We start from the raw sequence: 26,316 nt of genomic DNA on the forward strand, positions 1-26,316 counted from the left end.
CCACCATGACGCCGCGATCCGCACTCAACCGCAGTCTGCTGGCCCTCGCCGGGCTGATACTGCTCGGCGGCGGCCTGCTGATCCTCTTCGCCGGGTTCGACGTCTACCGGCGCCTCGGCGCGACCCCGCCCACCGGATGGCCCCTGCTCGCCCCGGGCGACGTCCTGCTCGGCTCCGCCGACCGGGCCCGCTGGAGCAGCCGGGGCTGGTGGTGGCCCGTGGCCATCGCCGTCCTCGCCGTCGTCCTCCTGCTCGCCCTGTGGTGGCTGCTCGCCCAACTGCGCCGGCGCCGCCCCGGCACGCTGCCCGTCGGCGGCACGCCCCCGCAGGAGGGCGTGGAACTGAGCGACCGCGCGCTCGGCGACGCGATCGCCGCCGACGCCGGCGCCCTGCCGGACGTCCAGGAGGCGGGCGTCCGCATCACCGGCCGGCCCGCCCACCCCCACGCACGCGTCGGACTGACGCTCACTCCCGAGGGATCACCCGGTGAGGCCCTCGACGCCCTGTGCCGGGGGCCGCTCCTGACGGCCCGCCGGTCCACCGGTTACTCCGACCTGCCCACCGAGGTCCGCCTGCACGTCGCCCGCCACAAGGCGCACCGCGCGCAGTGAGGGGACACCGGTCCTTCCCGGCCGGTGGCCGCACGGGCGCGCGGGACGCGGACCGGGGGCCGGGGGCCGGGGGCCGCCGGGGCCGGGCCCGCCGGAGGCGGACGTGCCGCGATCGGAGCAATGGACCGGATGGCCCGGGCGGCCGGTGCACGCTGCTCTGATCGGTCGGGCCGCGTCGGGAGTTCGTGTGCATCGTTGTCGTGTGGGGATCCGTCGGGGCGCCGTCCGCCCCGGCCGTCGTGGCGCCACGGGAGCGCGCGGTCGTCCGGTCCGGGCCGGAGGGCGGTTCCGCGCGGGCGTGTGCGCCGCCCGTGCCGGCACGGCCGCTCCCGCGACGCGCGGTGAAGGCCCCGGCTCGTGACGGCCGGCGGGCGACGGGGAGACGGAGCGGACGCCGACCGGTCGGAGCGGTTCGGTGAGGAGGTCCTGGGGGCCCTGCTGGACCAGGGGCACGAGGTGCCGCCGCACCTGCTCGGTCGGCTCGTCGCGCGGCAGACGGGCAGGCTCGGCGGCCGCGAGACCTCGCTCCTCTTGCAGGACTACGGCCAGGAATGGCTCGTCCCCCTGCCGGTCGACGGGCTGACCGCCGGGGACGCGCAGCCGATCGACGGCTCCGACGCCGGGCGCGCCTTCCGGGAGTCGCGCAGCGTCGAGGTGCCGCGGGCCGACGGTGTGCGGATCCACCTGCCCCTGCTCGACGGCGGCGACCAGGTGGGCGTCCTGGCCGTCACGCTGGACGACGTCGACGACGACGTCAGGCGGCTGCTGCGCCGGATCGCCGTCCTCGTGGCCGACATGCTGGTGACCAAGCACGGCTACACCGATCTGTTCTTCCGGGTCCGGCGCCGGCAGGCGATGAGCGTGGCGGCGGAGATCCAGTGGTCGCTGCTGCCGCCGCTGTCGATGACCACGCCCCGCGTCATGCTGGCCGGGGTCCTGGAGCCCGCGTACGACGTGGCCGGCGACAGCTTCGACTACGCCCTCAACGACGACGTGCTGCACGTGGCCATGGTCGACGCGATGGGCCACGGGCTGGACGCCGCCACGATGGCCACCGTGGCCATCGGCGCCTACCGGCACGCCCGACGGATCAGCGTCGGCCTGTCGGAGATCTACACGTTCATGGACCGGGCCGTCGCCGGGCAGTTCGGCCCCGACCACTTCGTGACCGCTCAGATGATGCGGCTCGACACGGCCACGGGCCGCCTGCAGTGGGTCAACGCCGGGCATCCGGCCCCGCTGCTGGTCCGCGGGCACCGTGTCGTGCGGCGGCTGCACGGCCCGACGACGCTTCCCGTCGGCTTCGGTGGTCCCGAGCCCCTGATCAGCGAACTGTCCCTGGAACCCGGGGACCGGATCATGTGCTTCACCGACGGCCTCGTCGAGGAACACGTCCTCGGTGGTGAGGAGTTCGGTGAGGAACAGCTCATCGGGTGGGTGAACGGCATCGAGGGGAGGACGCGGGGGATCCGGGCGGTGGCCCGTTCCCTCTCCCACACGCTCAAGCAGGCCCGGGGCGGCATCACGACGGACGACGCCACGCTCCTGCTGATCGAGTGGCGCGGCGCCAACTGACCGGCCCCGCGGCCGACGCGGTACCGTTGTCGTCCCGGTCGGTTTTCGGTGTCCGGCCGCGCGATCGCGGCCGGACACCGAAAACCGACCGTGTCATATGCCCAGGCCGGGCGCGGCCGCGCTGTTCGCCATCACAAAGTACGCGATGCACGTGAAGGCGAGCATGCTGGAGAAGTACTTCACGTCTTTCTTTGCCCTTCGGTTCGGAGCAGGATTCTGCCCATGTCGGGGCGCAGGCAGAACACGACTCCCGTTGAGCACGGCGCGGTACCTGCGGCGAGATTGATCTTAGCCTTTCGGGCACGGTTCCAGCACAACAAGTCGATCATGTTAGAACCCGGATCCCCGAACGCGGCCGCAGGGCACTCGTCACCCTCGTCCCCCTGCGTTGGACACCGACGCCGGAAGCGGGCGGGCCGGTCCTAGCGGGCCGGCCGGCTGGGCGATCCGCGCAGTTCGGCCAGCGCCCGCGCGGCGCGGGCCTCCTCGGCGGGGGCCCCGATGCGCCTGCTGACGGACAGGCTCTCCTCCAGGTGGGCCACGGCCCGGTCCGTGCGCCCCGTGTCGCGTTCCGCCAGGGCCAGCTCGTACAGCACGTCGGCCTCCTCACCGGCCGCGTGGATGCGACGGACCACCGCGAGCGCGGCGACCTGGCGGGCCAGGGCCTCCTCGCCGCGACCGGCCGCGCGGTGGGCCCTGCCGAGCCGGTGGAGGGCGATGGCCTCACCGCGCCGGTCCCCCACCTCCCGCAGGACCGGCAGGACCTGCCCGTACAGGGCGAGGGCCTCCTCGGTCCTGCCGAGCACGTCCAGGACGCTCGCCAGATTCATCTGGAGCGTGGCCCGGTCCCTCCTGTTGCCCATGCCTTCCGCCATACCGAGCGCCTCCCGGTAGGCGTTTTCCGCGGCTTCCGGCTCTCCCATTCTCTGACAGAGTTCCGCGATGTTGTTCAATGCGCTGTAGCGGCCCCGCTCGTCACCCAGGTCCGCGAAGTCGGAGAGCGCCAGCCTGAAACACCGCAATGCCTCGCGGTTCTCCGCCAGGTGGAGATGGGTTATCCCGAGCAGATTCCGACTGCGCGCCGTCTGCAACTTATTATCCGTTTGCAACAGGAAATCAAGGCAGTGTTTCTGGAGCGACTGCGCCTGCGCGTACTGGCCCGTCTGCCACAGCGGAACGGACAGCCGGTGGACGCATTCGCTCTCCAGCTCCCAGTCCCCCAGGGAACGCGCGGCCTCCAGGGCCTCGCTCGCCGCCGCGATCGCCTCCGCGTAGCGGGAGCTGTGGGTGTACACGGCGCTGAGGTCGAGCAGGGCGCGCGCGCCGGCACCGGTGTCACCTGCGGCGTTCCAGTGGGCGACGGCTCTGCGCAGCAGCGGTTCGGCCGTGGCGACGTGTCCCTCCATGTCGAGGAATCCGGCCAGTACGTGGACCGCCGTCGCCAGCTGGCGTTCGGTGCCGTGCGCCGCGAGCCGGTCCAGCGTGGCCAGGAGATTGGCGCCCTCGGTGATCAGCCACTGTTCGGCCGCATGTGCGTCGGCGAGTTCCGGACAGGTGCGCAGGGGGTTGCGGGTGCCGGGATCGAGGCGTGCGCGGAAGGGGTACGCCAGCCGGTCCGCCCGGTCCGCGGCGCGGACGTAATGATCCATCAGGGCGCGTACGGCCTGCCGGGAATCGGCCTCCGAGTCGGGGTCACCGGCTTCGGCCAGCGAGCGCGCGTAGCCGCGCAGGAGATCGTGCATGGTGAACCGGTACGGGGATATCTCGGTGACGAGGTGATGGGCCAGGAGTTCCTCCAGCACGCGCCCCGCCGCGTCGGTGGAGAGGCCGGTGAGGGCCGCCGCCGCACAGGGGTCGAATTCCGTGCCGACATGGAGTCCGAGCCTCCGGAAAACCAGCTGCTGCTCGGCGTTCAGCGCCCGGTACGACAGTGCGAAGACGCGCGTCATCGCCCTTTCCCCGTCGTGCAGCTGGGCCAGGTGGGCGCCCCGGCCGCGCAGTTGCCGCAGCAGGTCGGAGGTGGTCCACGAGGGCCGGGCGAGCAGCCGGCTCGCGGCGATCTCGATGGCCAGCGGCAGGTGGCCGCAGATGCGGACGAGCTCCGCCACATCCGCTTCGTCGGTGCCGTGCCGTGTCCCCAGCCGCCGCGCGAAGAGCGCCCCCGCGTCCTCGGGCGGCAGCACGTCGAGGGAGACCGGCCGTACGCCGGGCAGACCGGGGAGCCTGCGGCGGCTGGTCACGACGACCGCCGTGGGCGAGGCCCCCGGGAGCAGCGGACGGACCTGTTCGGAGCCGGCCGCGTCGTCCAGGATCACGAGCATGCGGCGGTCCCGGGCCACCGAGCGCCACAGCGCGACCAGTTCGTCGGTGCCGTGCGGCAGTTCCTTGGCGTCCAGGCCCAGCAGCCGCAGCAGCTCGGTCAGGGCACGGGCCGGTGGCGTGGCCGCCCGGTCGGGAGCGCCACCGCCCAGGTGCAGGAAGACGCACCCGTCCGGGAAGCGGTCGCGCAGCCGGTGCGCCAGGTGCACGGCCAGTGCCGTCTTGCCGACGCCGCCCATCCCGTCGATCGCCTCGACGGTGACCACCACGCCCGACGCTCCCTGGCCCTCGCCGAGCGCCGCGGTGAGCCGCCGCAGCTCCTCGCGCCGCCCGACCCAGGGAACGTCGCGGGGCAGGTTGTCCGGCACCCGGCGCCGGTCCGGGACCCGGCGCGGTGGCCGGGCGGGCCGCTCCCCCTCGGCGCCGGCGCCCCGCAGCAGGGCCGCCGCCGGGGTCCCCGACAGGATGCCCTGGTGCACGCGGCGCAGTCCGCGGCCGGCGTCGAGTCCGCTGTCGCGGACGACGCGCTGCCGCGTCCGCTGCAGCAGCCTCGTCGCCTCGGCGGTGCGGTCGCTGCCGTACAGGGCGACGGCCAGCCGCTCGGCCAGCGCCTCGTCGACGGGGTGTTCCTCCGCCAGGGGCAGCAGGACGGGCACGGCGTCGGCGAACCTCCCCTCGCGCAGCAGGATGCCGGTGCGGGTCATCGCGGCGGCGAGACCGGTCTCGCGGACGGTGGCGCGCAGGTGTTCGGGCCAGGAACCGGGGATTCCGGCCAGCGGTTCTCCGCGCCAGAGCCCGTCCGCCCGGTCCAGCAGGCCGAGGGCCCCCTCCTCGTCGCCGCCGTCCCCGAGGGAGCGGGCCCGCTCGACGCAGCTCGTGTAGCGGCGCAGGTCCACCCGGTCCGGGTCCACGTGCATCACGTAGGAGTTCGTGCGGCTGATGATCGCGGGCGCGTCGCCCCCCGCGATCCGCAGGCGGGCGCGGATCCGCGAGACGTGGGCGTGCAGGGCCTCCCTGGCCTTGCCGGGCGGGTGGTCGTCCCAGATGCGGTGGATCAGGGTGTCCACGCTCACGGTGCGGCCCGCGTCCCAGGCGAGGGCGGCCAGGGTGAGTCGGGTTTTGGTCGATCCGAGATCACTGCGGCGGTCGGCCACTCGCACCTCGACCGCTCCGGAGAGCCGAATCTCGAACTCCACCAGCGTCCTCCCGCCGGTAGGGCCTTCTGTGTCCCGAGCGTTCGAGAGTGTCATGAACCTGCAATGACGGACCACACGACAACGCCACGAGTCCGAAAAATTGACCGATAAGGAATCGGTGCCGTTCACATCGCGCCCGGACCGGGGAGTGACCCCCGAGGTGTCGAAAGGAGTGACGCACATGCGGACTTCCCCTTCGGACGGACCGGACGCGCTGCTGACCGCCCTGACCGCCTGCGGTGCCGACCCGGGATCCCCCGCCTGGCACGATCTGGCCCGTGTCGTGGGCACCGCGGCCCGTACGGAGACGGCGGTGGCCCGGCTGTGGCCGCCGGCCGCCGCAGGGCCGCGGCGGCCGGACCCGGCGGCCTGGGGCGACCTCGCGCGGGAGCTGGACAGGGTGGCCGCGCGGGACGCGGCGACGCGGAGCGCGCTGACGCACTGGCTGCGACGGCACGCACCGGCCTCACCGTCGTCCCCGCCCCCCTCCTCGTCTCCCCCCTCATCCACCTCCTTGCCGCCGCCCTCGGCACCGCCCCCGGCATCCGGCCCGGCACCCGGGAGGACCGCCAACGCCATCGGCGGCGGCGCCGTGCTGCACGGCCCGAGCGTGCAGGCCCGTGACGTGCACGGCGGCATCCACTTCCACCCGCCCGCCGAAGCGCCCCGGCCGCGCCTTCCCGTACCCCGCCAACTGCCCCCGGTGACTGCCCGGTTCGTCGACCGGGAGGCCGACCGCGGGGTGCTGGACGCGCTGCGCGCCCAGCACCCCGCCCACGCGCACCAGGTCCTGGTGGTGAGCGGACTCGCGGGCGTGGGGAAGACCGCCCTCGTCTGCCACTGGCTGCACGAGCACGCCGCCGACTTCCCCGACGGCCAGCTCTACGCCGACCTGGCCGGGCAGGCCGCCGACGGGGAGAGCGGGCCCGCGTCCCCCGCCACGGTCCTGGAGGCCTTCCTGGTCGCCCTCGGCGTCTCCTCGGTGCCGGCCGGCCTCGCGCAGCGCAGCGCGCTGTGGCGTTCGATCACCGCCGGACTGCGGTTGGCCGTCCTGCTGGACAACGCCTTCACCGCCGCCCAGGTACGTCCGCTGCTGCCCGGCACGCCCGCCGGGCTCACCGTGGTGACCAGCAGGAACAGCCTGACCGGGCTGCGGGTCGACGGGGCGTCGGTCCACCGGCTGGAGGGGCTGCCCGCCGCGGCGGCCGTCGAACTGCTGGCCGCCGGCGGCGGGACGCGCGTCGCCGAGGAGCCCGCCGCCGCGCACGAGGTGGTCCGGCTGTGCGGCTGCCTGCCCCTGACCGTGGGCCTGGCGTCCGCGCAGCTCGCCGTCCGCCCGCACCGTTCCGTGTCCGCCCTGGCCGGCAGCCTGTCCCGCGGACAGGGGGCCGTCGGCCTGCTGCGTGTCGACGGGGAGGCCGTGATGCGCACGGCGCTGGACCTGTCGTACGACGTGCTGCCGGAGGCGGGCGCCCGGCTCTACCGCCGGATGGGGTTGCTGCCCACCGACCGCCACGACCTGCTGGTGCTGGCCGCCCTGGCGGCCGACGGCGGCCGGGAGGAGGACGGCGGCCGGGAGGAGGACGGCGGCCGGGAGGACGGGGACGCGGCCGAGGTGGCCGTCGACGCCCTGGTGGAGGCGAACCTGCTGGAGGAGACGGGCCCGGGCACCTACCGCTTCCACGACCTCGTCCGGCAGCACGCCCGCCGGCTCGGCGAGGAGACGGAGGACGGCGACGGGCGCGAGCGCGCACTGCGCCGCTTCGTCGACTGGTGCCTGTCCACCGCGGCCTCGGCGGAGGAGATCCTCACCCCCGGCCACCGCCTGCCCGGCCACGACCTGCCCGAGGGCATCACCGCTCCCACCCCGCTCAGCGGCCCCGAGGAGGCGCTGGCCTGGCTCGACGCGCACCGCGGCGGGCTGATGGGAGCGGTGCGGCACTGCGCCCGGGCGGGCTGGCACACCTCCTGCTGGCGTCTGACGGACCTCCTCTGGCCCCTGTTCGTGCGGCTCCGTCCGTCCGAGATGTGGATCGAGGCGCACCGCCTCGGTCTGGAGGCGGCCCGCCGGAGCGGATCGGGGCCGGGCGAGGGCCGCATGCTCACCTCCGGCGCGATCGGCCTGCGCGACGCCGGGCGGTACGCGGAGGCGGCCGAGTGGTACCGGCAGGCCCTGGAGATGGCCACGGCGGACGGGGACGCGCGCCAGCGGGCCCAGGCCGTCAGCGGGCTGGGCCACATCAGCCTCCTGACCGGCGGGCTCGACGAGGCGCGCGGCCACTTCGAGGAGGCGCTGCGGCTCAGGGAGTCGGTCGGTTACCACCGCGGGGCCGCGCTCTCCCGGCGGCGCCTCGGCGAGACCGAGCTCGCCGCCGGAGACCTGGCCGCGGCCGCCGCGCACCTGCACCGGGCGGGCGCCGAACTGGAGGCGCTGGGGGAGGCGTACGAGGCGGCCCGGGTCCTGGCGCTCCTCGGCCACGTCCTGGACCGTGCCGGGGACCGCGAAGGGGGACCGCGGCGGTTGCGGGAGGCGCTGACGCGGTTCCGTGCGGGCAGCGCCCGGTCGGAGCACTGGGAGGCGCGCTGCCTGGAGTGGCTCGGCACGGCCGCCGAGTCGCGGGGCGACCCGGCGGAAGCGGCCGGCCACTACACGGCCGCGCGGGAGCTCTTCCGCCGGCTGGACCCCGCCGCGGCCGACCGCCTGGACGACCGGCTGCGGCGGCTGTGACCACCGCGCGGCCGGCCGGACGAGGTCCTCGGTCACCCGTCACGACCGGCCGCAGGGCACCTCCCGATCACCCGTCACCACCGGCCGCAGGGCACCTCCCGATCACCCGTCACCACCGGCCGGACGGCACCTCCTGCATCACCCGTCACCACCGGCCGCACGGCGGGGCCCGCCATCCCCCGTCACCACCGGCCGCGCGGTGCCACCCGGCCCTCCGCCACGGCCGGAGCCCGGCGGCGTCCCCGGTCACCCACCGGGCACCGGGGTGACGGAGCGCAGCGCGGTCGGTGCCCCGCCGGCCGCCACCCAGGCGTGCACGACAGCGACCACCACCCGGGGCGGCGCCGGGGCACGGGCCCCGCTCCGCTCCAGCCACGCGCACCGCACGCCGCCCGCCGCGTCCCGCACGCCGACGACGCACCCCCGGGCGGGACCGGGCACGGCGGCGGCGAGGCAGCCCGGATGGCGTGCGAGCAGGTCGCGCACCCGTCGCCGGGCCGCCGCGGGCGGCAGCGGCACCCGGCTCACGAGCACGTCGGCGTGCTCCCTCAGGTCCGGCACGCCGGGGGCGTCCGGGTCCGCCCACAGGTGCGCGTCGCACGGGAGCGGGCCGGGCGGGTGCGGGCACGGGGAGGGACACCGGTACGGGTGGCCCCCTGCCGGGAGGGCCGGCGCGTCGAAGCGGACGAGGGCCGGGCCGTACGCCGTGCCCGAGCGCCACAGGACGAGGGCCGGCCGGTCCGGGACGCCGACGCCGCGGGGCGGGGCACCGGCCCGCGACGCGCGGAAGCACACCGTGGTCCAGCCGGCGTACGGTTCGGCTCCCCGGGCCGACGGCGGCCGGACCGGTGCGGGGCGGGAGGAGGGGGCGCTCCCCCGGGGCGCGCTCCCCCGGGGCGTGGGCGGCCGGTGGCTCACCGTGCCGTCTCCCCGCCGTCGAAGACCTCCCACCGGCTCAGCACCCCGGGCAGTGGAGGCGGGGCGAGGAGCGGCGGGTGGGCGGGTTCGCCCAGGCCGAGCAGCCGGTAGACGACCGAGCGCATCCGGCGGTGGAACTGCCCGGGCGCCGACGACAACGAGGCCGCCACCTGCTCGTACTGTCCCGGGCGGCGCAGCCGGGCCGCGTACTCCAGTTGCTCGGCCAGCGGGTGTCCCGGGACGACCACGGGTGCGACGGCGGCCAGCAGCGCCGCCGGGGAGCGGTCCGACACCTCCCGCCGGGGTCCCGCCGTGAGCAGCAGCGTCGCGTCCGTGAGCGTGCCGTACGCGGTCAGCGAGCCGTGGTCGCCGATGATCCAGTCGGCCGCGATCAGCACCGCCTGCCAGTCGGCCTCCGGGGGCAGGACCGCCACCCCCCGGTCGCGGCAGCCGGTCAGCCAGCCGCGTACCTGCCGCGTGCCGTGGCCCGCGTACACGTTCGGGTGGAGCAGCATCGCGATCCGGTGGCCGTCGCCCGGCAGCCGGCCCAGCAGGTGCGGCAACAGGGCGTCGAGCCGCCCGAACGTCGACGCCGGTCCCCAGGTGGAGGTGACCACCACGAGCCGCTGTCCGGGTCCGATCCCCAGTGCGCGGCGGTAGTGCGCGCGCCGCGGCATGCCCGCCGTGATCCGGTCGACGCACGGGTCGCCCACCACGTGGGCCACGGGCAGCGCCTCCGGGCAGGACTCCGCCAGTTCCTCCAGGTCCCGGTCATGGGCGTAGACGACGGCCGCCGGGACCACGCGGCCCTCGTGCAGCAGGTGGCCGCGGCTCAGCATGCCCGGCGTCCGGCGTTCGCCCGGTGCCAGGGCGCCGACGTCGGTGAGCAGTTTGATCTGGCCGGCACCGTGCGAGATGCGCACGACCGGGGCCCGCAGTTCGTGCACGCCCCGCGAACCCGCGGCCAGGGCGAGGTCGAACTCGGTCCGCAGGGCCTCCTCCCAGGGCACCGTGGCGATGCCCAGTCCGTGCAGGAACTGCGTGACCCCGGTGCCGAAGGCGTGCGGTGCCGCGGTGAAGACCAACTGGACGCGCAGGTCGGTCTCCAGCAGGGCGAAGACCTCCTGCAGTCGCTGGGCGAACGTGACGGTGTGGACGACGACCAGCACCCTCTTGCAGTCCCGCAGGGTCAGCCAGTGCCCCTGCTCGATCAGCGCTGACCTGGTGGTTCCGACAGACATGCGATCCCCCTCGCTCGTCGCTGCGTGCGGCGTTCGGGAGGGGGTTTCCCGGCGCCCGCGGCACTTTCCTTGCAGCCTCCTTGCAACGACCTTGCCGCCGGCCCCCGCGCGCCGCGCCCGGTCCGGTGCGGACCGAGCCGGCGTACGCCGGTGGCATGCGGGGCGGCCATCCGGCGCACTCGTCCTCGCCCGGGAGTAGCCTGGCAGTACCGAGAGTTCTCCGCGCAGCGCGACCGGCGGTGCCGTTCCCGGCGCGTGACGCATCGGGCGACCGGCGACGGCTCTCGGGGCGGGACCGCGGGACGGACCCCGGCAGGCTGATTCCGACAGGACAGACCATGACCACCGCACTGTTGCCCCCGCCGTCCGACACCCCCCTCCTGCGCCTGCGCCTCGCGCCCCGCAGCACCCTGCCGCGCCGCATCGACGGGGCCTGGTGGCCGCGCACCCACGACCTCCTCGCGGAACTCCCGCACCTGCTCGCCGGCCTGCCCCGCGCCTGGGGCCAGGTCGTCAGCGTCACGGTGGACGGCGCGGCGTGGACCGGGACGCCGGGCCGGATGCTCGTCTGCAACGAGGTCGTGCGGCTGGTCAGGTCCGGCGCGGCGCACCCGCCGGACACCATCGTCCTGATGGTCCCCGGCCAGGGCCGCTGGGACCTGCTGGTGGTACCGCCGGAGTCGACCGAGCAGGCCGCCGAGGCGGCCATGGCCGGCGCCGCGCCCGGCGCCCACGCGTGAACGCCGGTGACCGCCGCGGCTGATCCGGCCGCACGGGCCCGGCGCGCGCGGACCCGGGTGGTTCGACCGGCACGCGAGAACGGCCGACTAGGTTCGCGCCATGGAGATCCACCGGACTTCAGTGCCGCACGCCTACCTCCTGGTGCCGAAGGTGATCGAGGACGAACGCGGTTGTTTCTACGAGGCGTTCCGGCACGACGTCCTCGGTGAGGCCATCGGGCGGCCGATGGTTCCGGTACAGAGCAACTACTCGGTGTCCCGGCGCGGGACGCTGCGCGGGCTGCACGGGGTGCTGCTGCCGCCCGGGCAGGCCAAGGTCGTCACCTGCGTCCGCGGTGAGGTGCTCGACGTGGTGGTCGACATCCGTCCCGGCTCCCCGGCCTACCTGCGGCACACCGCGCACCGGCTCTCCGCCGCCAACGGGCGGGCCGTCTTCGCCGCGGAGGGACTCGGGCACGCCTTCCTCGCGCTGACCGACGACGCCTGTGTGAACTACCTCTGCTCCACCACCTTCGTCCCCGGCACCCAGCTCGACCTGGACGCGCTCGACCCCGAACTGGGGCTGCCCTGGCGGGAGGAGAGCCGGGCGGGCGGTTTCGAGCTGCTGCGCTCGCCCAAGGACCGGGACGCCCCGACGGTGGCCGAGGCCCGCCGCGCGGGACTGCTCGCCTCGTACGAGGAGTGCGTGGAGCACTACGCGACGCTGGCCGCACGCGGGTGACGGGCGGGCGAGCGGTTCCCCCCGGGGGCTCCGCTCGCCGGCGGCCGGCCGCCGCGGTCCCCTCCCCCGTGCGAGTCGCCTTCGGGCGTTCGTGGAGCCGGGCTCGAGCCGGGCGCCGCAGGGTGGAGCGGTCGGACCGCGGATCACGGTGCAGAGGAGGTGGGGGCCGGTGAGGGACGTGCTGCTCGGGCTCGGTCGTGCGGTGGTGAAGGTGCTGGCCTCGCCGGGACTCCAGGCGGTCGGCGCCTTCTTCGGCGCGATGACGCTCGGGAGGGTCTGGTACGAGGCCTGGGACGAGCCGACGCGCTGGGAGCTCGCGGCCGGCCGCAGTGCGGCCCTGGGCCTGATGGAGCCTCCGCCGCTGCACCCCGAGCGGCTCTGCGGCGACGTACCGCTGAGCGAGCTGGAGCTCCGGCTCGCCCGTGAGCTGGACGCGGTGACTCCCGAGTGGCCCACGCCCTGACCCGTGTCCCGACCCGTGTCCTGCCCCGCACCCCGACCCGTGTCCCGCCCTGCGCCTTGCCGCGCGGCGGTCGCGGCCCGGCCGCGGGCGGCGGACGGGACGGCGGTGACGCGCCCGGGCCGGCCCGGGTGATCGACGGAGGTTCGAGACGTGCTCGAGACGGCAGGCGGAGAGTCGGGTTCCGGAAACGGGGTGCGTCGGCGGCGATCGTGGGACGGGCGTGGCGGAGGGGAACGGCATGGAGGACGTGGACCCGGAGGACGCCGAGCCGTTCCGGGACCTCGCCGCCCGCCTGGAGCGCGTCCTCGGCGGCCACTCGCGTCCGGGCGGCCCCGCCGCCCGGGGACCGCGGGAACGGGACCCGGAGCGGGAGCGCGTGCACGCGGTGCCGGAGCGGGGCGGGTTACCCGCCCACTGCGTGCCGGCCGAGTACGGGGGGGCGCTGGAGGACTACGGACGGCTGCACCGGCTGCTGCGCACCGTCGCGCGCCGGGACCTCGCGGTGGCCGCCGCGCACGCGCGGACCTTCCTCGCGACCGCCCCGGTGTGGGTGTCCGGCGACGACGCGGCGGCGCTGCGGATCGCCGCGCCCGTGGCGGCCGGCGCCCGGGTGTCCGCGGGTCTGACGGGAGCCGGGGCGGTGGGGTCCGAGGCGGGCCCGAGCGCCTACCCGACCCCGACGGGGTACCGGCTCGACGGCGAGGAGCGGCTGGCCGACGGGATGCCGGACGCCGGGTTCCTGTCCCTGCTCGCCCGGACCTCCCCGGTGCCCGGGCCGCGCGCCCGCTCCCTGCTGCTGCTCGACACCCGGGAGGTGGCCGCGGACGCCTGGCGGCCGCTCCCCGAGGCACCGGCGCGGGCGGCGGGCGGCGTTCCCGCGGGCGGCGTCGCCTTCCGTGGCGCCCGGGTCGGCCACGACGTCCTCGCGGGCCGGGAGGGGACGGGCGTCGAGACGCTGCTGAAGGCCAACCAGGTGTCGTGGACCGTCCTCCCGGCGCTCTCCCTCGGAGCGGCCGACGGCGTCCTGCGCGCCGCGCTGCGCTGCGCGGACGCCCGCCCGGGCGGCTCCCCGGGCGCCCGGTCCCGGTTCCCGGACGGCTCCCGGCCGCCCCGCCGGCTGCGGGCCCTGACGGAGGCGTACGCCGACCTGCTGCTGGGCGAGGCCCTGTCCGCCGTCGGCGTGCGCGGCATCCACCTGCTGGCCGGGGAGCTGAGCGTGACCTCGTCCGTCGTGGGCCTGCTCGTGCCCTCGCTGGCCGCCGGGGTGCTGGACCGGCAGGAGCTGCTGCACTCCGGCTGCGGCCCGGCGGACCCCGCGGACCCGGCGGACCCGGCGGACGGCGACGCGGGCGGCGCGGGGCGGCGGGCGCCCTGCCGGGCGGCCGCCGGCGAACTGGCCGGTGCGCACGGGGCGCTGGACGCGCTCGGCGGCCCGGCCCTGTGCGCGTCGCTGCTGGCGGCGCAGTTCCGGCTGCTGGCGCGCGGCTACCTCTCACCGCCGGACCACCGGCCCCGGCTGGCCCGGTTGTTCGGCCTGGACCGCCCGGTGCCGCCGCTGGACCCGGCCCGGCTCGCGCTGCTGTCCCGGTACGGCAGCGCCGTACTCGGCACACTGCCCCTGTCGGTGGCCCGGCTGCGCGAACTCGCCGCCGACCACGCCGCGCTGGACCGTGCCGCCGCGCTGGCGGCCCGGCTGCTGAGGACCGCCGACGCGCTGCACCACCGCATCGCGCAGGCCCCGCCGGTGTCCGGCCGGCCGGCACCGGGCGGCTCCGCCGACGCACGGGCCTACGCGCTGTGCTTCGCGGGAGCGGCCTGCGCCGGTCTGTGGCTGGGCAGCGGCCCGTTCGCCGGCACCGGCCCCGACGGCGGCGCGTCCGGCGGCGGCCGCGGCGGCGAGGCGGCCGGCGGCGTGCCGGGGCGCGCCACCGGCGGCCCGCGGGCGGGCGGCGCGGCGTCCTCCGGCCCCTCCCCCGGCCCCTCCGCCGGTCCGCGCCCGCGCACCGGCCCCGTCCCCGGTGACGCCGTCACGGCGCTGTGGCGGGACGGGCTGTGGCTGGAGGCCTGCCTCACGCGCGTGCTGACCCACCTGGGCGTGCACGAGGCGGGCCCGGCCGACGACGTGCTGTTCGGCCGCCTGGCCGGACCCCTGCTCACGCAGTACGAGGAGGGGAGCGACTTCTCCCCGCTGCGCCGTCCGACCGCTCAGGAGCCGCCATGCTGATCCCGGCCGACACCGCACCCGCGCGCCCCCGCACCGGGACACCGGACGGGGCCGACACCGCCGAAGGGGCCGTACGGGAGCGGATCACCGCGCTGGAGCGGTTCCTCGGCGATCCCGCCGACGACACCAACCCCTTCGGCCGCCGGGCCCTGCTCGACGCCGACGCGCGCGGCGAGCCGCTGCCCGCGGCGGACGCGGTGCCGGCCGGCTTCGGCCTGGGCGCCGAGGTCGTGCCGGCCGCGCTGGGCGGCCGGCTGGAGCGGACGGACGGGCTGGTCCGCGTCCTGCGCGCGCTCTTCCGGCGCAGTGCCTCGCTGGGCGTCGGCCACGGTGTGGGGCCGCTGCTCGCGGCCCTGCCCGTGTGGGCGTCCGGTACCGCGCGGCAGCGCCGCTGGACCGCGGACCTGCTGCTCGGCGGGGGCACGCTCGCCGTGGCACCGCGCGAACCGGACCACGGCGACCGCTTCGCGCACGGCGGGTTCACGGCGGTGCCCGGCCGGGACGGCCTGCTGCTGGACGGCCGCGGGCCCGCGGTCGTCGGCGCCGCGCGGGCCGGCGGTCTGGTGGTGCACGCCCGGACCTTCGGCGGGGACGGTGCCCGCGGCCACGGCGTGCTGCTCCTCGACACCGCGTCCCTGCCGGCCGACCGTTTCACCGTCCGCCCCCGCCACCGGGCCGCCGGCCTGCGCTCCTGCGGTGTCGCGGGCGTGGAGGCGCGTGCCTGCCCGGTGCCGTCCGGGGCGCTGGTGGGGAGCGCGGGCGAGGGCGCCGCGCTGGCCGTGCGCAGCAACCTGTTCGCGCAGGCGTCCGTGCCGGGCATGGTGCTCGGCGGGGGCGACACGGCCCTGCGCACCGCCGTCTGGCACGCGGTGGGACGCGCGCCGGGAGGGGACGCCGCGGCGCTCTCACCGCAGCAACGGACCGTACTGGCCCGGGTGTTCGCGAACCTGCTCGTGTGCGACTGCCTGACCCTGGTCGCGGGGCGCGCGCTGCACCTGCTGCCCGCGCGGGCGGCCCTGCCGGCCGCCGTCACCGGGTACGTCGTGCCCCGGCTGCTGCGCGACAGCGCCTACGACCTGTCCACCGTCCTCGGCGCCCGCTTCCACTGCGACGAGGGCGCCTACGGCGTCTTCCGCGGGTACCTGCGGGACCTGCCGCTGACCGGGGCCGGGCACGTCGGCGGGACCGCCTCCCAGTCGGCCCTCGTCCCGCAGCTGCCGCAGGCGGCCCGCCGTCCGTGGTCGCGGGCGGACGCCCCGCCGTGGGACCTGTTCGCCGTCGGCGGCGGCCTGCCCGCGCTGGACGTCGGCCGGGCCGTGCCGCGGGCGGGCGCCGATCCGTCCGCCGCGGCCCTGGTGTCGGTCGCGCGGCTGCTCGGTGCCGCCGACGGCCACCGGGGCGGCTCCCGGACCGGGCTCCTGCTGCGCGAGCTGGTGCAGGGCCTGGCCGGGGAACTGGAACGGCTGCGGGCGCGGTTGCGGGCGGTACCCGGGGGCGGCACCACCGTGCTGGCGGACCCGCGCGTGCAGGCGCTCGCCGACCGGTACGCGCTGGTCTCGGCGGGCGGGGCCTGCCTGGGCGTGTGGTACCGGCAGCGCGACGCGCCCGGCTCCTTCCTCGCCGAGCCCGCCTGGCTCGTGGAGGCGCTCGTCGGGCTCGCCCACCGGCTGGGCCTGCCGCTGCCCGGGCGCGGGGTGCCGACCGCCGAGCCGGTCGTGCGAGAGGTCCTCGACCGGTACCACAGCGCCCGCAGCTACGACTTGTACGGGGACCGCCTGTACGCGGACGGCCTGTGACGGGGATGGGACACGAGCGGCGGGAGCGCGCGGTGGTGGACATCGAGGGCACCGGATGGGAAGAACGGCGGCTGCGGGAATGGCTCACCGGGCGGCTCGCGGCGCGCCTGGGCCTGGCCGCCGAGGAGGCGCGGGGCATCGGCCCGGGCACGTCGTTCGAGCAGTGCGGGCTCGACGCGGTCGGCGCGCTGGCGCTGGCGGTCGACGCCGAGAGCGCGTGCGGGGTGCTGCTGGAGCCGACGGTCGCCTGGGACCATCCGACCGTGGGCTCGCTCGCGCGCCACCTGGCCCGGGAGGCGGAGCGCTCCCGGACGGCCCGCGGGGAGCCCGCGTGGTGAGCGCGGCCGGACCGCACGGCACGGCCGTCGGGCCGCCTCTGAGGCTGCACGGTCCGGCCGGACCGTGGCGGCGGGTCCGGCGCGCGCTGCACGAGCGGGGCACGGTCCTGGTGTACGGGCTGCTCGCCGACTGGATCCCGGACGACCGGGAGTCCGCCGGGCTGCGGCAGTTGCTCGGGCACGACTGGGCCCGCTACGAGGCGATGGCCCTGGCCCCGGTACGGGACCGGTTCGCCGCCTCGCGCCGTCTGATCAAGTACGTCGCCGGGTGTGCCCTGCGGGCGGCGCCGGCCTCGGTGGAACTGGGGTACCGGCCGGGCGGGCGCCCCTGTCTGCGCGGCTGCGACCACCTCGACATCAGTCTGAGCCACACCGGCGACCTGCTGCTCCTCGGGATCACCCGGCGCGGCGGCATCGGCGTCGACGCGGAACCGGCCGACCGGCGCACCCTGCTGACCGGAACCGAGCGCCGGTTCTGGACGCCGTGCGAGAGCGAGGCGCTGGCCCGGATCGCCGAGGCGCGACGGCCGCGCGAGATGGTGCGCCTGTGGACCCTGAAGGAGGCCTACAGCAAGGCCATCGGGCAGGGGATGCGGTTCCGGTTCAGCGACTTCGGCTTTCCGCCCGGCGGCGCGCCGCCGAGGGTGCTGACGCCCGAGGGGCGGCCGGGCACCGGGGACGAGTGGAGCTTCGGCAGCGGCCGGGTCGGCCGGTACGCCGTCGGCTGGGCGGTGCACGACACCGGCGGCACGCCGGGCCCGGCGGACGCCGTCGGCCGGCTCGACCGGGGCCTGGTGGAGGCGCTGGAGGCGCTCACCGGTCCGCCGGCTCCGAATCCGGAGAGGAATGACTGATTCCCGACCATGGTCGTCCGAACATCGTAGGATCGCGCTCGGGTGTTTTCGAACATTCATCGCGACGCCGTCCGACACCGGTGGTGATGGGCGGACCAGGGGGAACATATGGGCATCAAGGTCTTGCTGGCCGAGGACATGCACATGGTGAGGGGGGCGCTGGTGGCGCTCCTGAACCTCGAGGAGGACATCGAGGTCGTCGCCGAGGTGGCCGACGGGGATCAGATCGTTCCGCGGGCCCTCGCCTGCGGGCCCGACGTGGCGGTCATCGACATCGACCTGCCGGGCACGGACGGACTGACCGCGGCGGCCCAGCTCCAGAAGGCGCTGCCGGAGTGCAGATCGATGATCCTCACCAGCCTCGGGCGGCCGGGCACCTTCCGCCGCGCGGTCAAGGCCGGCGTCCGCGCGTTCGTCCTCAAGGACGCGCCGCCCCAGGAACTGGCCCAGGCGATACGCCGGGTGCAGAAGGGCGAGCGCGTGGTGGACCCGGAACTCGCCATGGCCGCCTGGGACAGCGGGGACAACCCGCTCACCGACCGGGAGGCCGAGGTGCTGCGGCTCGCGGCGGACGGCGCCGAGGCCGGTGAGATCGCGCGGCGGCTGTTCCTGTCCGTCGGCACCGTCCGCAACTACCTGACCGCGTCGGTCGTCAAGCTCGGGGCCCGCAACCGGCTCGACGCCGTCCGCATCGCCCGCGAGGCCGGCTGGGTGTGAGGACCCGCCCCCGTCCGGGCCGGCCGGCCCGGACGGGGGCGCGCGCCGGGGCTCAGGCGGGAGCCGTCTCGGCGAGGATGCGGAAGCCGCCGTCCGGGGTGGGGCCCGCCGTGAAGTACCCGCCGACGGCGGCCATCCGCGCCGTGAGGCTCTCCAGGCCGCAGCCGTCCAGGCGCCCGGCGCGGCCGGCGGGACAGCTCTGCACGCCGTCGTTGTCCATCCGCAGGCTGACCACGCCGTCCCGCTGGGTGACCTCGATGCGGCACCGGGTGGCCTTGCTGTGCCGCACCACGTTGGTGACGCCCTCGCGGACGACCGTGGCGAGCGCGGTGTCGGCCTCGGTGACCAGCCGGTCGTAGTCCACCTTCACATGGGCCTCTATCCCCGCCGCGGACAGCACGGAGCGGGCCGAGGACAGCTCGTTGAGCAGCGACAGCGAGCGGTAGCTGCGGGCCACTTCGCGCACGTCGGCCAGCGCCTGGCGGGCGGTCGCCACGATGCTCTGCAGCTCCTCGCGGGCCCGCTCGGGCTCCGGGACCACCAGCTGGTAGGCCAGCTCCCCCTTGAGCGTGATGGCGGACAGGCTGTAGCCGAGCAGGTCGTGCAGGTCGCGGGCGAAGCGCAGCCGCTCCTTGGTGATGGCGATGCGGGCGAAGTCGTCGCGCGCCTCGTGCACGGCGATGGCGAGGGTGGCCAGCCGGATCAGGCTGTAGACGATGATCCCGGTGAGCAGCGTCGACACGATCATGTACGGCACCGCCACGGTGCCGAAGCCCTCGGTGATCCCGGTGGACACCGCGATCATCAGCACGATCAGTCCGAACACCGGCACCGCGCCGCGCATCGGCAGGACGAGCAGCGCCGAGGCGCCGACGAAGCCGCCCATGCCTCCCCAGGCCCAGCCGAGCAGCAGGCAGGGCACCACCACGAGCAGTACCTGCGCCGCGAGCACCCAGCGGCCGTAGCAGTCGCGCAGGCGCTGCAGACGCGGCAGCGTCTGCGCGACCTGCAGCACGATGGTCAGCGGCAGCACGGTCACGCACGTCACGAGGCGGACGGGCGTGATGCCCTCGTCCAGGATGTCGACGACCTGCATGGCGAAGAACCCCGTCATGACGGTGAACACGACGGCCAGCGCGAACCGCGGGGGCGGCGCGTGGGTGCCGAGCGCCACCAGCCCCGGCCCGTCGACCTCCGCGTGGTCCGACGCCCGCGAGCCACTCCTTCCTCCGGAGTCCTCCACGAACGGACGCACCTGGGCACCCCGCATTGACATCAGACATCTCCCCCGTCGAGCCGCCTTGCCAGGGCCGATGATAGAGGCATCTTCCGGGAAGAGATCGTGACCATGTTGTAAAGATCACGGTGCTCGGCGTGTTCTCCTTGACCTCACCTCACGGTCGCCCGGCGGGGTGGTGATCAGTGGCCGTCGGGCAGTGAACCGAGGGCGAACTCCCCGACCGCGGACTCCTCGCGCCAGTCCAGCCCGAAGGCCCGCGCGGACTGCTCGGTGTCGCCCGTGCCGATCGCGCAGCCGGCCACGCCCAGCGCCGTCGCGAGCAGGTACAGCGTCTGCTGCATCACGCCGACGTGCTTGAGCGTGAGCGCGTACGCCAGGCCGCTGTACTTCCACGACACCCGGGCGAAGCGCGCGGTCATGGTCAGCAGGACGTCCGGGACGGTGGCCATCCCGGCACCGGTCCCGGCCTCCGCGAGGACCCCCCGGCGCAGCGCGTCCGACGCCGGCAGGCGCACCAGGCAGTGCTCCGCCGGGGCGTAGTAGTAGACGCCCGGCTCCAGGCCCTCGCAGCGCTGCACGCTCAGGTAGAACTCCAGCTCGTAGCAGGCCCCGCCGCTCGGGTACGGGCGGTTCGCGCGGGCCGGGGGCCGGCCGGGGGCCCCGGCGGGCACCTCCGGTCCCGGGGCCGGCGCCGTCCGCACCCCGAGCGCCCGGTGCAGCAGCTCCCCGAGCTGGACCAGGGTCAGCGGCCGGCTGCCGTGGTCCCGTACCGAGGTGCGCCGCGCCAGGGCCTCGGCGAGCGGCAGGCCGGCCGGCCCGTCCCCGCCGCCGTCCGCCGGTTCGGCCAGCGCGATCCGCGGGCCCGGGGGCAGCGGCTTGAGCGCGGGCGGTGCGTCCTGGACGCCGCTGAGCGGGTAGGTGGCGCCGAAGACGCCGTCGTTGCGGCCCGGGCGGCTGCGCCAGTGGAACATCAGGTCGTGGTGCGACCACGGGCGCAGCGCCGGGTCGTGGTCCTCGGCGAACCGGGGCTCGCCCGCGCCGTCCGACGCCGGCTGCACCATGCCGGTGGCCACCAGGTACGACAGCACGGTCCGGGCCTCCCGCTCGGGCAGCGGAAGGCGTTCCGCCGCCGCGCGCGGGGTGGCCGGACTGCCGAGGGAGGCGATCAGCCAGCCCGCCTCGGGCCGGTTGAACACCACCCGGAACGCGGACAGCGGCGACTCCAGCACCCAGCCCTCCCCGTCCGAGCGCAGCGCGGCGAAGCGGGACAGCCGCAGCGGTCCGTCGGCCGGCACCGGGACCGGGCGCAGTGAGGCGTCGGCCGCCGTCGGCACCACCGACAGCAGCGGGCTGCGGCCGTCGGCGGCGCCGACCGACCGCACCACGAGCCCGCCCAGCCGCCGCAGGGCCACCAGCAGCCCGACCCGGCGCGCCAGGTCGTCGGTGCCCGGCACGTTCTCCAGGCGCGTCGGTCCCAGCTCCATGCGCCGCAGCGCGTGGCGCAGCACGGGCGCCGGCCGCGGGACGCGGACCGTGCCCCAGCGCGAGCGCAGCAGCAGACACTCGTCCTCCTCCTGCAGGTGGGCGTCGTCGCGCAGCGACCACAGTTCGCCCTCGGCGACGTCCGGTACGAGGAGCTGGGCGGGAAGGGTGTCAGATGCCACGGTGGTTCGGTCCTGGGTCGGGTCGGGCGGGATCGGGGCGGGGGTCAGACGAACAGGGGTACGGGGTTGAGGTCCTCGTACGCCCGGGGTCCGGCGAGCCGGCCGAGGGCGACCGGGACGTCGTAGAGCCGTCCCGGCGCGAAGCGCGGCCAGAAGTGACGCAGCCCCGGGACGATCACGCGCACCACCGGCAGCCCCAGGTCGGGCCGGGTCTGGTCGAGGACCAGGACCTCCAGTCCGCGTTCCTCCATCCGCCCGCGCAGGTCGTCCACGTCGTGCAGCAGGTCGTCGGTGGGACGGTGGCCGTAGTGGGCCGGGGTGCGCGGCGCGGCGGCGGGGTCCGGGTCGAGGTAGGGCAGCGACGCCCGGGTCGCGGTGCGCCACCAGTGCAGCGCCACCGGGTCCGTGCAGGCGTGGCCGGTGCCGTCGGGGCGGGTGTCGAGCACCGCGGGCAGCAGCTGGTTCATCTCCGACAGGGCGCGCGAGAGCGCCACGGCCGGGTCCGGATGGGCGCCGAAGCCGAACACGATGTCCTCGGCCGCCCGGTCGGTGCGCCGCGACAGCGCCGCCATCACCGGTACGCCGAGGTCCGCGGTGAGGTCCAGGACCCACACCTCGCGGCCGAGGTCGCCGTGCGCCTCGCGCACCCGCCCGGTCCAGGGGTCGGCGAAGGCGTCCACGTCGACGGCGGGCTGCCGGGTGCGGTTGTACCACCACAGCGCCACGGCGTCGCGTTCGACCAGCTCCAGCAGCCCCTGCAGGACCGCGTCCTCCAGGGTGCCGCCGGCCGCGCAGCCGTTGGAGTCGGCGCGCACCGTGCGGCGGCCCACGGGGTCGGGGACGTCGTAGTAGAGGAGGGCGCTGGGCAGCAGCACGTGCCGCTCCCGGGTCAGCGACCACACGGGCGTCCAGTCCAGCTCGGCGTCCCCGTCGAACGGCTCGGGGACCTGGTGGAAGGGGTGGCCGCCGGCGTTCCACCGGTCGCGTTCGCGGAACTGCCGCTCGTGCCACAGCTGGACGCCGCCCGGTGCCAGGGCGCGCTCGCCGAGTCCGCGCAGGCTGCCGCGCACCCGCCGTTCGTCGCCCTGCCAGGTGCCGCTGACCCGCTCCAGCCCCTCGCACAGCGCGCCGACCCTGGCCTCCAGCGCCGTACGGCCCTTGCCCGCGCTCTCCTGGCGCAGCGAGGAGAGCAGTTCGCTCGCGCGGCGCGGGCCGAGCGCGAGGTTGTGGCCGGCGCGGTAGACGTTCAGCAGGCCGGGGCCGCGCGCGTCGCGGCGGATCTCCTTGACCGCCCCGGTCACCGGGCTGACCAGGTGCGCGTAGCGGTCCCACACGCCGCGGGCCGGCAGGGCGCGGTGGCCGCCGCCCGAGCGGACCGCCTTGCGGCGGGGGACCAGGACCACCGGTTCGTCCGCGCGCCGGGCCGTCAGCGAACCGTCCCCGCACTGCGGGCACTGCGGGCGCCGGGCCAGCCGGTGGGTGCGGGCGGCCAGGGTCAGCGTGTCGAAGGTGACCACGCCGTCCTGTGCCGCGTGCCGGTACCCGGCCAGCCACTTCGCGCACTCCAGCGCGGCGAGGTCGGTGCCCAGCCGGACGGTGACGGGCAGCGCCGCCCGCGGCGGCAGCACGGAGGCGTCGCCCAGGGCGCGGCTCACGGGGAACTGGGCGGCGCGGTGGCCGCGCAGCCGGTGCGCCAGGCAGTGCCAGCAGGCGCCCTCGCCGGGCCGGAAGACGGGCCCCGTCCACACGGTGGTGCCGTACGGCTTGGCCAGCAGCCAGGGCCGGCCGGCGGCGCGCATCCGCGCGTCCAGCTCCCCCAGCCGGGGGTCGAGGTAGTCCTCGCAGGTCACCAGGTGCAGCTCCGCGTCGGCGGGATCGTCCACCACGGTGAGGCCGGCGTCCCGGCAGGAGGCGTCCAGGGCGGTGGTCCCGGCCTCGCCGAGGGCGACGATCCGGACCCGCAGGGTCCCGGCCGTCGCCCGGCGCCGGATCTCGCCGCCGGTGGTCTCCCAGTAGGCCTCCACCGCGCCGTCGGCACTCGTCCGGTCGTCGGGGGACCGGTGGTCGAGCAGTCCCGACCGGGTCAACTGGCCGATCAGACTGCCCACGCGGGCGGGAGGGACGGAGGGTGCGGCCTCGCGCAGCAGGGCGGGCAGGTCGCGGGTGCCGTCGAGAAGGGGGGCGAGCGCCGCCATCTCCGCTCCCGGCACGGCCGTCACCCCGTGCTCCGACACCAGGTAGACGGCGTCGCCCGGGACGACCTCCGGCCGCAGGTGCCGTCTGAAGCCGATGAGTGCCGGGCCGTCCTTCCCCCGTCCCCCGCTCATGCGGCCAGCGCCTCCGGCAGGGCGCGCACGACGCGGCCGGCGGCCGACCGGTCCGGGGCGGTCGTCGGGTCCATGAGGCTGAGGCAGAAGCCGGCGGTGGGGGCCGCGGCGGGAAGGGTGTCGAAGGGGGCGACCACCACGTCCAGCTCCTCACCGGCCGGCAGGTGGGGGACCGGGGTGCCGGGCGCGAGGTCGATGCCGGCCTCGGCGAGCACGCGGTGGGGGTCGGCGGCGTACCGTTCCTTGAGGTCGGGCTCGGTCCAGGTACGGGCGACGAGTTCGGCGAAGCGCCAGTCGTGGTCGAGTGACATTGTCTCCTCCTCCTGGGGCGCGGACCCGCTTGTGGCGGGCCGCCTTCGGGTGGGATTCCCGGGCAGGAGTTAACGCCGTGCGGCCGTGCCCGGGCCAGTGCCGGCGTCACCTTCGGCATGTGAGCGATTCACGGGTCCGTGCGGGAGGGGCGCACGGCCCGCACGGTGACCACCGCCCGCCCCGGCGGATGACCCGCGCACGGCCCGGCCGGTGAACCGCGCACGGGGCCGGGGGTGACCCGCACACGGCGGCGGCGGTGAGCCGTGCAGGGCGGCGGCGGTGAGCCGTGCAGGGCGGCGGCGGTGAGGCGCACACCGCGCCGGCGGTGACGTCCGCAGGGCGCGGGGGGTGAGCGGGGCACGGTTCCCGTCGTGACCGTCCCACGGTGTGCCGGTGACCTCCGCACTGCCCGGGCGCCCGGCCGCCGAGTGAGAGTGAGGCGTCCAGTCGGACCGGGGCGGGAGCCCATGGGGGAATGAGGGAAACACCGTGATTGCCGACATCAGACTGCTCGGCCCGCTGCGCGCCCGGATCGGTGACGCGTCCGTGGTTCCGTCGGCGGCCAAACCGCGCCAGCTGCTCGCACTGCTCGCCGTCCACGTGGGCCGCATCGTGACGATCGACTCCCTGCTCGCCGAGCTGTGGGAGGAGGAACCGCCGCGCAGCGCCGCCACCACCCTGCAGACCTACGTCCTGCAGCTGCGCCGGAAGATCGCCGCGGCCCTCGGTGACGGCGCCGGCGTCTCGGCCAAGGACCTGCTGGCCACCGAGCACGGCGGCTACCGGCTGTCGCTGCCGCCCGAGTCGGTGGACCTGTCGCGGGCCCGCGACCTGATCACCCACGGCCAGCAGGCGCTGACGGCCGGCGAGGACGCGGCCGGGTCCGCGCTGCTCGACCGGGCCCTGCGGCTGTGGGACGGGCCCACCCTGGTCGACGTCCCCGCCGGGCCGCGCCTGCGCATCGAGCGCATGAGCATGGAGGAGAGCCGGCTCGGCGCGGTCGAACTGCGCATCGAGGCCGACCTGCGCCTCGGCCGGCACCACCGGCTGCTGGGCGAGCTGACCGCGCTGACGGCCGAGCAGCCGCTGCACGAGGCCCTGCACGCCCACTACATGGTCGCCCTGTGCCGGGCGGGCCGGGCCGGGCAGGCCCTGGAGGTCTTCCGCCGGCTGCGCACCACGCTCATCGACGAACTCGGCCTGGAACCGTCGCCGCGGGTGCAGCGGCTGCACCAGGCCGTCCTGGCCTCCCACCCGGACCTCGACCCGGTCGCCGTCCCGGGCGGCGTCCTGTCCCGCGAGCGGCCCGGAGAGCTGGTGGCGCCCGGCTCCACGGCGGGTCGAGCCCCGCTCCAGCCCTGGTCGTGATGGTGCTCGGGCAACGGTTGCACCGCAGTGGACACCGGATCCGAGCCCGATCCCTAAGGAGTAACGAAATGCTCGACATCAGCGTGCTGGGGCCGCTCCAGGTCATCTGCCGGGGGGTCCCCGTGGTGCCCACCGCGGCCAAACCGCGCAAGGTGCTGGCCCTGCTGGCGCTCAGCCCGGACCGCTTCGTGTCGGTGGAGTCCCTGATGGAGGAGCTGTGGGAGGAACGGCAGCCGCGCAGCGCCGCCACCACCCTGCAGACGTACATCCTGCATCTGCGCGGCCTGCTGGCCACCGCGCTCGCCGACGGCCCGGACCGCACCGGAGCGGGCCCGGTGGAGGTCAAGGACGTCCTGGTCACCAAGCCGGGCGGCTACCTGCTGCACACCTACGGCGGCCGGGTCGACGTGCGCGAGTACGAGGCGCGGGCGGCGGCCGGCCACCGGGCCATGGCCGCCGACGACTTCGCCGCGGCCGCCGCCACGTTCCGCGAGGCGCTGGACCTGTGGCAGGGGCGGACCCTGATCGACGTGCAGACCGGGCCGCGGCTGACCGCGGAGGCGCTGCACCTGGAGGAGTCGCGGCTCAGCCTGCTCGGCCGCCGGATCGAGGCCGACCTGAACCTGGGCCGGCACCACGAGATCCTGGGCGAACTGGCCGGGCTGTGCACGGAGTACCCGCTGGACGAGACGTTCCACGGGCAGTACATGGCCGCGCTGTGCCGCACCGGCCGGCGGGGCCGGGCGCTGGAGGTCTACGCCCGGCTGCGGCTGGTGATGAAGCGGGAGCTGGGCCTGGAGCCGTCCCCGGCCGTGGCCCGCCTGCAGCACACCATCCTCAGCGGCGGCCCCGGCATCGACTGGGAGCCCGGCGCCGGATCCTGGGCGGCCGGGCCGCAGCTGCTGCGTGCCGGGTGAGTCGCCCCACTCTTGAGGGCGTTTCGACCGCCGGGCGCCACGGTTCC

20 protein-coding genes are annotated in these 26,316 nt (G+C 76.2%); 13 read left to right on the forward strand and 7 right to left on the reverse strand.

From position 1 onward, the window contains the following. The first annotated feature begins 5 nt into the window (after positions 1–5). Both QQY24_RS14960 and QQY24_RS14965 read left to right on the forward strand, forming a co-directional pair. Positions 6–611, forward strand: coding sequence for an alkaline shock response membrane anchor protein AmaP (locus QQY24_RS14960; protein WP_301973179.1), 606 nt, complete (start codon positions 6–8; stop codon positions 609–611). 357 nt (positions 612–968) lie between these two features. Beyond that, positions 969–2,186, forward strand: a complete 1,218-nt coding sequence (locus QQY24_RS14965) for a PP2C family protein-serine/threonine phosphatase (RefSeq protein WP_301973180.1) — start codon at positions 969–971, stop codon at positions 2,184–2,186. Positions 2,187–2,608: 422 nt separating this feature from the next. On the opposite strand, the gene QQY24_RS14970 is transcribed toward QQY24_RS14965, so the two are convergent. Beyond that, a complete protein-coding gene (locus QQY24_RS14970) occupies positions 2,609–5,701 on the reverse strand; it encodes an AfsR/SARP family transcriptional regulator (protein WP_301973181.1) in 3,093 nt (1,030 codons plus the stop codon). A 181-nt stretch (positions 5,702–5,882) separates the two neighbouring features. Between QQY24_RS14970 and QQY24_RS14975 the strand changes: the two genes are divergently transcribed. Next, on the forward strand, positions 5,883–8,429 hold the full coding sequence (locus QQY24_RS14975) for a tetratricopeptide repeat protein (RefSeq protein ID WP_301973182.1): 2,547 nt from the start codon (positions 5,883–5,885) through the stop codon (positions 8,427–8,429). A gap of 246 nt (positions 8,430–8,675) precedes the next feature. Here the strand turns inward: QQY24_RS14975 and QQY24_RS14980 are convergent, their stop codons facing one another. Together QQY24_RS14980 and QQY24_RS14985 are read right to left on the reverse strand one after the other, a co-directional pair. Beyond that, positions 8,676–8,990, reverse strand: a complete 315-nt coding sequence (locus QQY24_RS14980; protein ID WP_301973183.1) for a hypothetical protein — start codon at positions 8,988–8,990, stop codon at positions 8,676–8,678. 353 nt (positions 8,991–9,343) lie between these two features. Next, complete coding sequence (locus tag QQY24_RS14985) at positions 9,344–10,588, reverse strand: hypothetical protein (protein ID WP_301973184.1); 1,245 nt, start codon at positions 10,586–10,588, stop codon at positions 9,344–9,346. A gap of 338 nt (positions 10,589–10,926) precedes the next feature. Here QQY24_RS14985 and QQY24_RS14990 point away from each other — a divergent pair, with 338 nt between their 5' ends. The 8 genes from QQY24_RS14990 to QQY24_RS15025 all read left to right on the forward strand — a co-directional run bounded on the left by QQY24_RS14990 (position 10,927) and on the right by QQY24_RS15025 (position 18,441). Further along, positions 10,927–11,328, forward strand: a complete 402-nt coding sequence (locus QQY24_RS14990) for a DUF5994 family protein (RefSeq protein ID WP_301973185.1) — start codon at positions 10,927–10,929, stop codon at positions 11,326–11,328. Positions 11,329–11,428: 100 nt separating this feature from the next. Then, on the forward strand, positions 11,429–12,049 hold the full coding sequence (locus QQY24_RS14995) for a dTDP-4-dehydrorhamnose 3,5-epimerase family protein (protein ID WP_301973186.1): 621 nt from the start codon (positions 11,429–11,431) through the stop codon (positions 12,047–12,049). A 169-nt stretch (positions 12,050–12,218) separates the two neighbouring features. Further along, positions 12,219–12,512, forward strand: a complete 294-nt coding sequence (locus QQY24_RS15000) for a DUF6059 family protein (protein ID WP_301973187.1) — start codon at positions 12,219–12,221, stop codon at positions 12,510–12,512. A gap of 220 nt (positions 12,513–12,732) precedes the next feature. Then, positions 12,733–14,736 (forward strand): hypothetical protein, encoded by a 2,004-nt coding sequence (locus tag QQY24_RS15005; RefSeq protein WP_301973188.1) that lies wholly within the window; start codon positions 12,733–12,735, stop codon positions 14,734–14,736. Then, positions 14,730–16,532 carry an acyl-CoA dehydrogenase family protein gene (locus QQY24_RS15010; RefSeq protein WP_301973189.1) on the forward strand — a complete coding sequence of 601 codons (1,803 nt, stop codon included), beginning with the start codon at positions 14,730–14,732 and terminating at the stop codon, positions 16,530–16,532. Before QQY24_RS15005 ends, QQY24_RS15010 begins: the two co-directional genes overlap by 7 nt. A 5-nt stretch (positions 16,533–16,537) precedes the next feature. Next, positions 16,538–16,870, forward strand: a complete 333-nt coding sequence (locus QQY24_RS15015; protein WP_301973190.1) for an acyl carrier protein — start codon at positions 16,538–16,540, stop codon at positions 16,868–16,870. Beyond that, on the forward strand, positions 16,867–17,724 hold the full coding sequence (locus QQY24_RS15020; RefSeq protein WP_301973191.1) for a 4'-phosphopantetheinyl transferase superfamily protein: 858 nt from the start codon (positions 16,867–16,869) through the stop codon (positions 17,722–17,724). The genes QQY24_RS15015 and QQY24_RS15020 overlap by 4 nt, the downstream gene beginning before the upstream one ends. 108 nt (positions 17,725–17,832) lie before the next feature. Then, entirely contained in the window at positions 17,833–18,441 is a 609-nt protein-coding gene (locus QQY24_RS15025; protein ID WP_301973192.1) for a DNA-binding response regulator, read from the forward strand. 52 nt (positions 18,442–18,493) lie between these two features. Here the strand turns inward: QQY24_RS15025 and QQY24_RS15030 are convergent, their stop codons facing one another. The 4 genes from QQY24_RS15030 to QQY24_RS15045 form a co-directional block, all read right to left on the reverse strand. Then, a complete protein-coding gene (locus tag QQY24_RS15030) occupies positions 18,494–19,717 on the reverse strand; it encodes a sensor histidine kinase (protein ID WP_301973193.1) in 1,224 nt (407 codons plus the stop codon). A gap of 143 nt (positions 19,718–19,860) precedes the next feature. Beyond that, positions 19,861–21,345, reverse strand: coding sequence for a SagB family peptide dehydrogenase (locus tag QQY24_RS15035; protein WP_301973194.1), 1,485 nt, complete (start codon positions 21,343–21,345; stop codon positions 19,861–19,863). Between the two features lie 44 nt (positions 21,346–21,389). Continuing rightward, positions 21,390–23,672 carry a TOMM precursor leader peptide-binding protein gene (locus QQY24_RS15040; protein ID WP_301973195.1) on the reverse strand — a complete coding sequence of 761 codons (2,283 nt, stop codon included), beginning with the start codon at positions 23,670–23,672 and terminating at the stop codon, positions 21,390–21,392. Then, entirely contained in the window at positions 23,669–23,983 is a 315-nt protein-coding gene (locus QQY24_RS15045; protein WP_301973196.1) for a hypothetical protein, read from the reverse strand. The genes QQY24_RS15040 and QQY24_RS15045 overlap by 4 nt, the downstream gene beginning before the upstream one ends. A 490-nt stretch (positions 23,984–24,473) precedes the next feature. Here QQY24_RS15045 and QQY24_RS15050 point away from each other — a divergent pair, with 490 nt between their 5' ends. Both QQY24_RS15050 and QQY24_RS15055 read left to right on the forward strand, forming a co-directional pair. Beyond that, positions 24,474–25,352, forward strand: a complete 879-nt coding sequence (locus tag QQY24_RS15050) for an AfsR/SARP family transcriptional regulator (protein ID WP_301973197.1) — start codon at positions 24,474–24,476, stop codon at positions 25,350–25,352. 68 nt (positions 25,353–25,420) lie between these two features. Further along, positions 25,421–26,269 (forward strand): AfsR/SARP family transcriptional regulator, encoded by an 849-nt coding sequence (locus tag QQY24_RS15055; protein ID WP_301973198.1) that lies wholly within the window; start codon positions 25,421–25,423, stop codon positions 26,267–26,269. Positions 26,270–26,316: the final 47 nt, after the last annotated feature.

Source organism: Streptomyces sp. TG1A-8, from assembly GCF_030499535.1.
Lineage (GTDB): Bacteria > Actinomycetota > Actinomycetes > Streptomycetales > Streptomycetaceae > Streptomyces.

Excerpts from the sequence above, each read along its gene's own strand:
- QQY24_RS14960 (WP_301973179.1), top strand. The coding sequence starts at position 6 with ATGACGCCGCGATCCGCACTCAACCGCAGTCTGCTGGCCCTCGCCGGG.
- QQY24_RS14975 (WP_301973182.1), top strand. The coding sequence starts at position 5,883 with ATGCGGACTTCCCCTTCGGACGGACCGGACGCGCTGCTGACCGCCCTG.
- QQY24_RS14985 (WP_301973184.1), bottom strand. The coding sequence starts at position 10,588 with ATGTCTGTCGGAACCACCAGGTCAGCGCTGATCGAGCAGGGGCACTGG.
- QQY24_RS14990 (WP_301973185.1), top strand. The coding sequence starts at position 10,927 with ATGACCACCGCACTGTTGCCCCCGCCGTCCGACACCCCCCTCCTGCGC.
- QQY24_RS14995 (WP_301973186.1), top strand. The coding sequence starts at position 11,429 with ATGGAGATCCACCGGACTTCAGTGCCGCACGCCTACCTCCTGGTGCCG.
- QQY24_RS15010 (WP_301973189.1), top strand. The coding sequence starts at position 14,730 with ATGCTGATCCCGGCCGACACCGCACCCGCGCGCCCCCGCACCGGGACA.
- QQY24_RS15015 (WP_301973190.1), top strand. The coding sequence starts at position 16,538 with ATGGGACACGAGCGGCGGGAGCGCGCGGTGGTGGACATCGAGGGCACC.
- QQY24_RS15025 (WP_301973192.1), top strand. The coding sequence starts at position 17,833 with ATGGGCATCAAGGTCTTGCTGGCCGAGGACATGCACATGGTGAGGGGG.
- QQY24_RS15030 (WP_301973193.1), bottom strand. The coding sequence starts at position 19,717 with ATGTCAATGCGGGGTGCCCAGGTGCGTCCGTTCGTGGAGGACTCCGGA.
- QQY24_RS15040 (WP_301973195.1), bottom strand. The coding sequence starts at position 23,672 with ATGAGCGGGGGACGGGGGAAGGACGGCCCGGCACTCATCGGCTTCAGA.
- QQY24_RS15045 (WP_301973196.1), bottom strand. The coding sequence starts at position 23,983 with ATGTCACTCGACCACGACTGGCGCTTCGCCGAACTCGTCGCCCGTACC.
- QQY24_RS15055 (WP_301973198.1), top strand. The coding sequence starts at position 25,421 with ATGCTCGACATCAGCGTGCTGGGGCCGCTCCAGGTCATCTGCCGGGGG.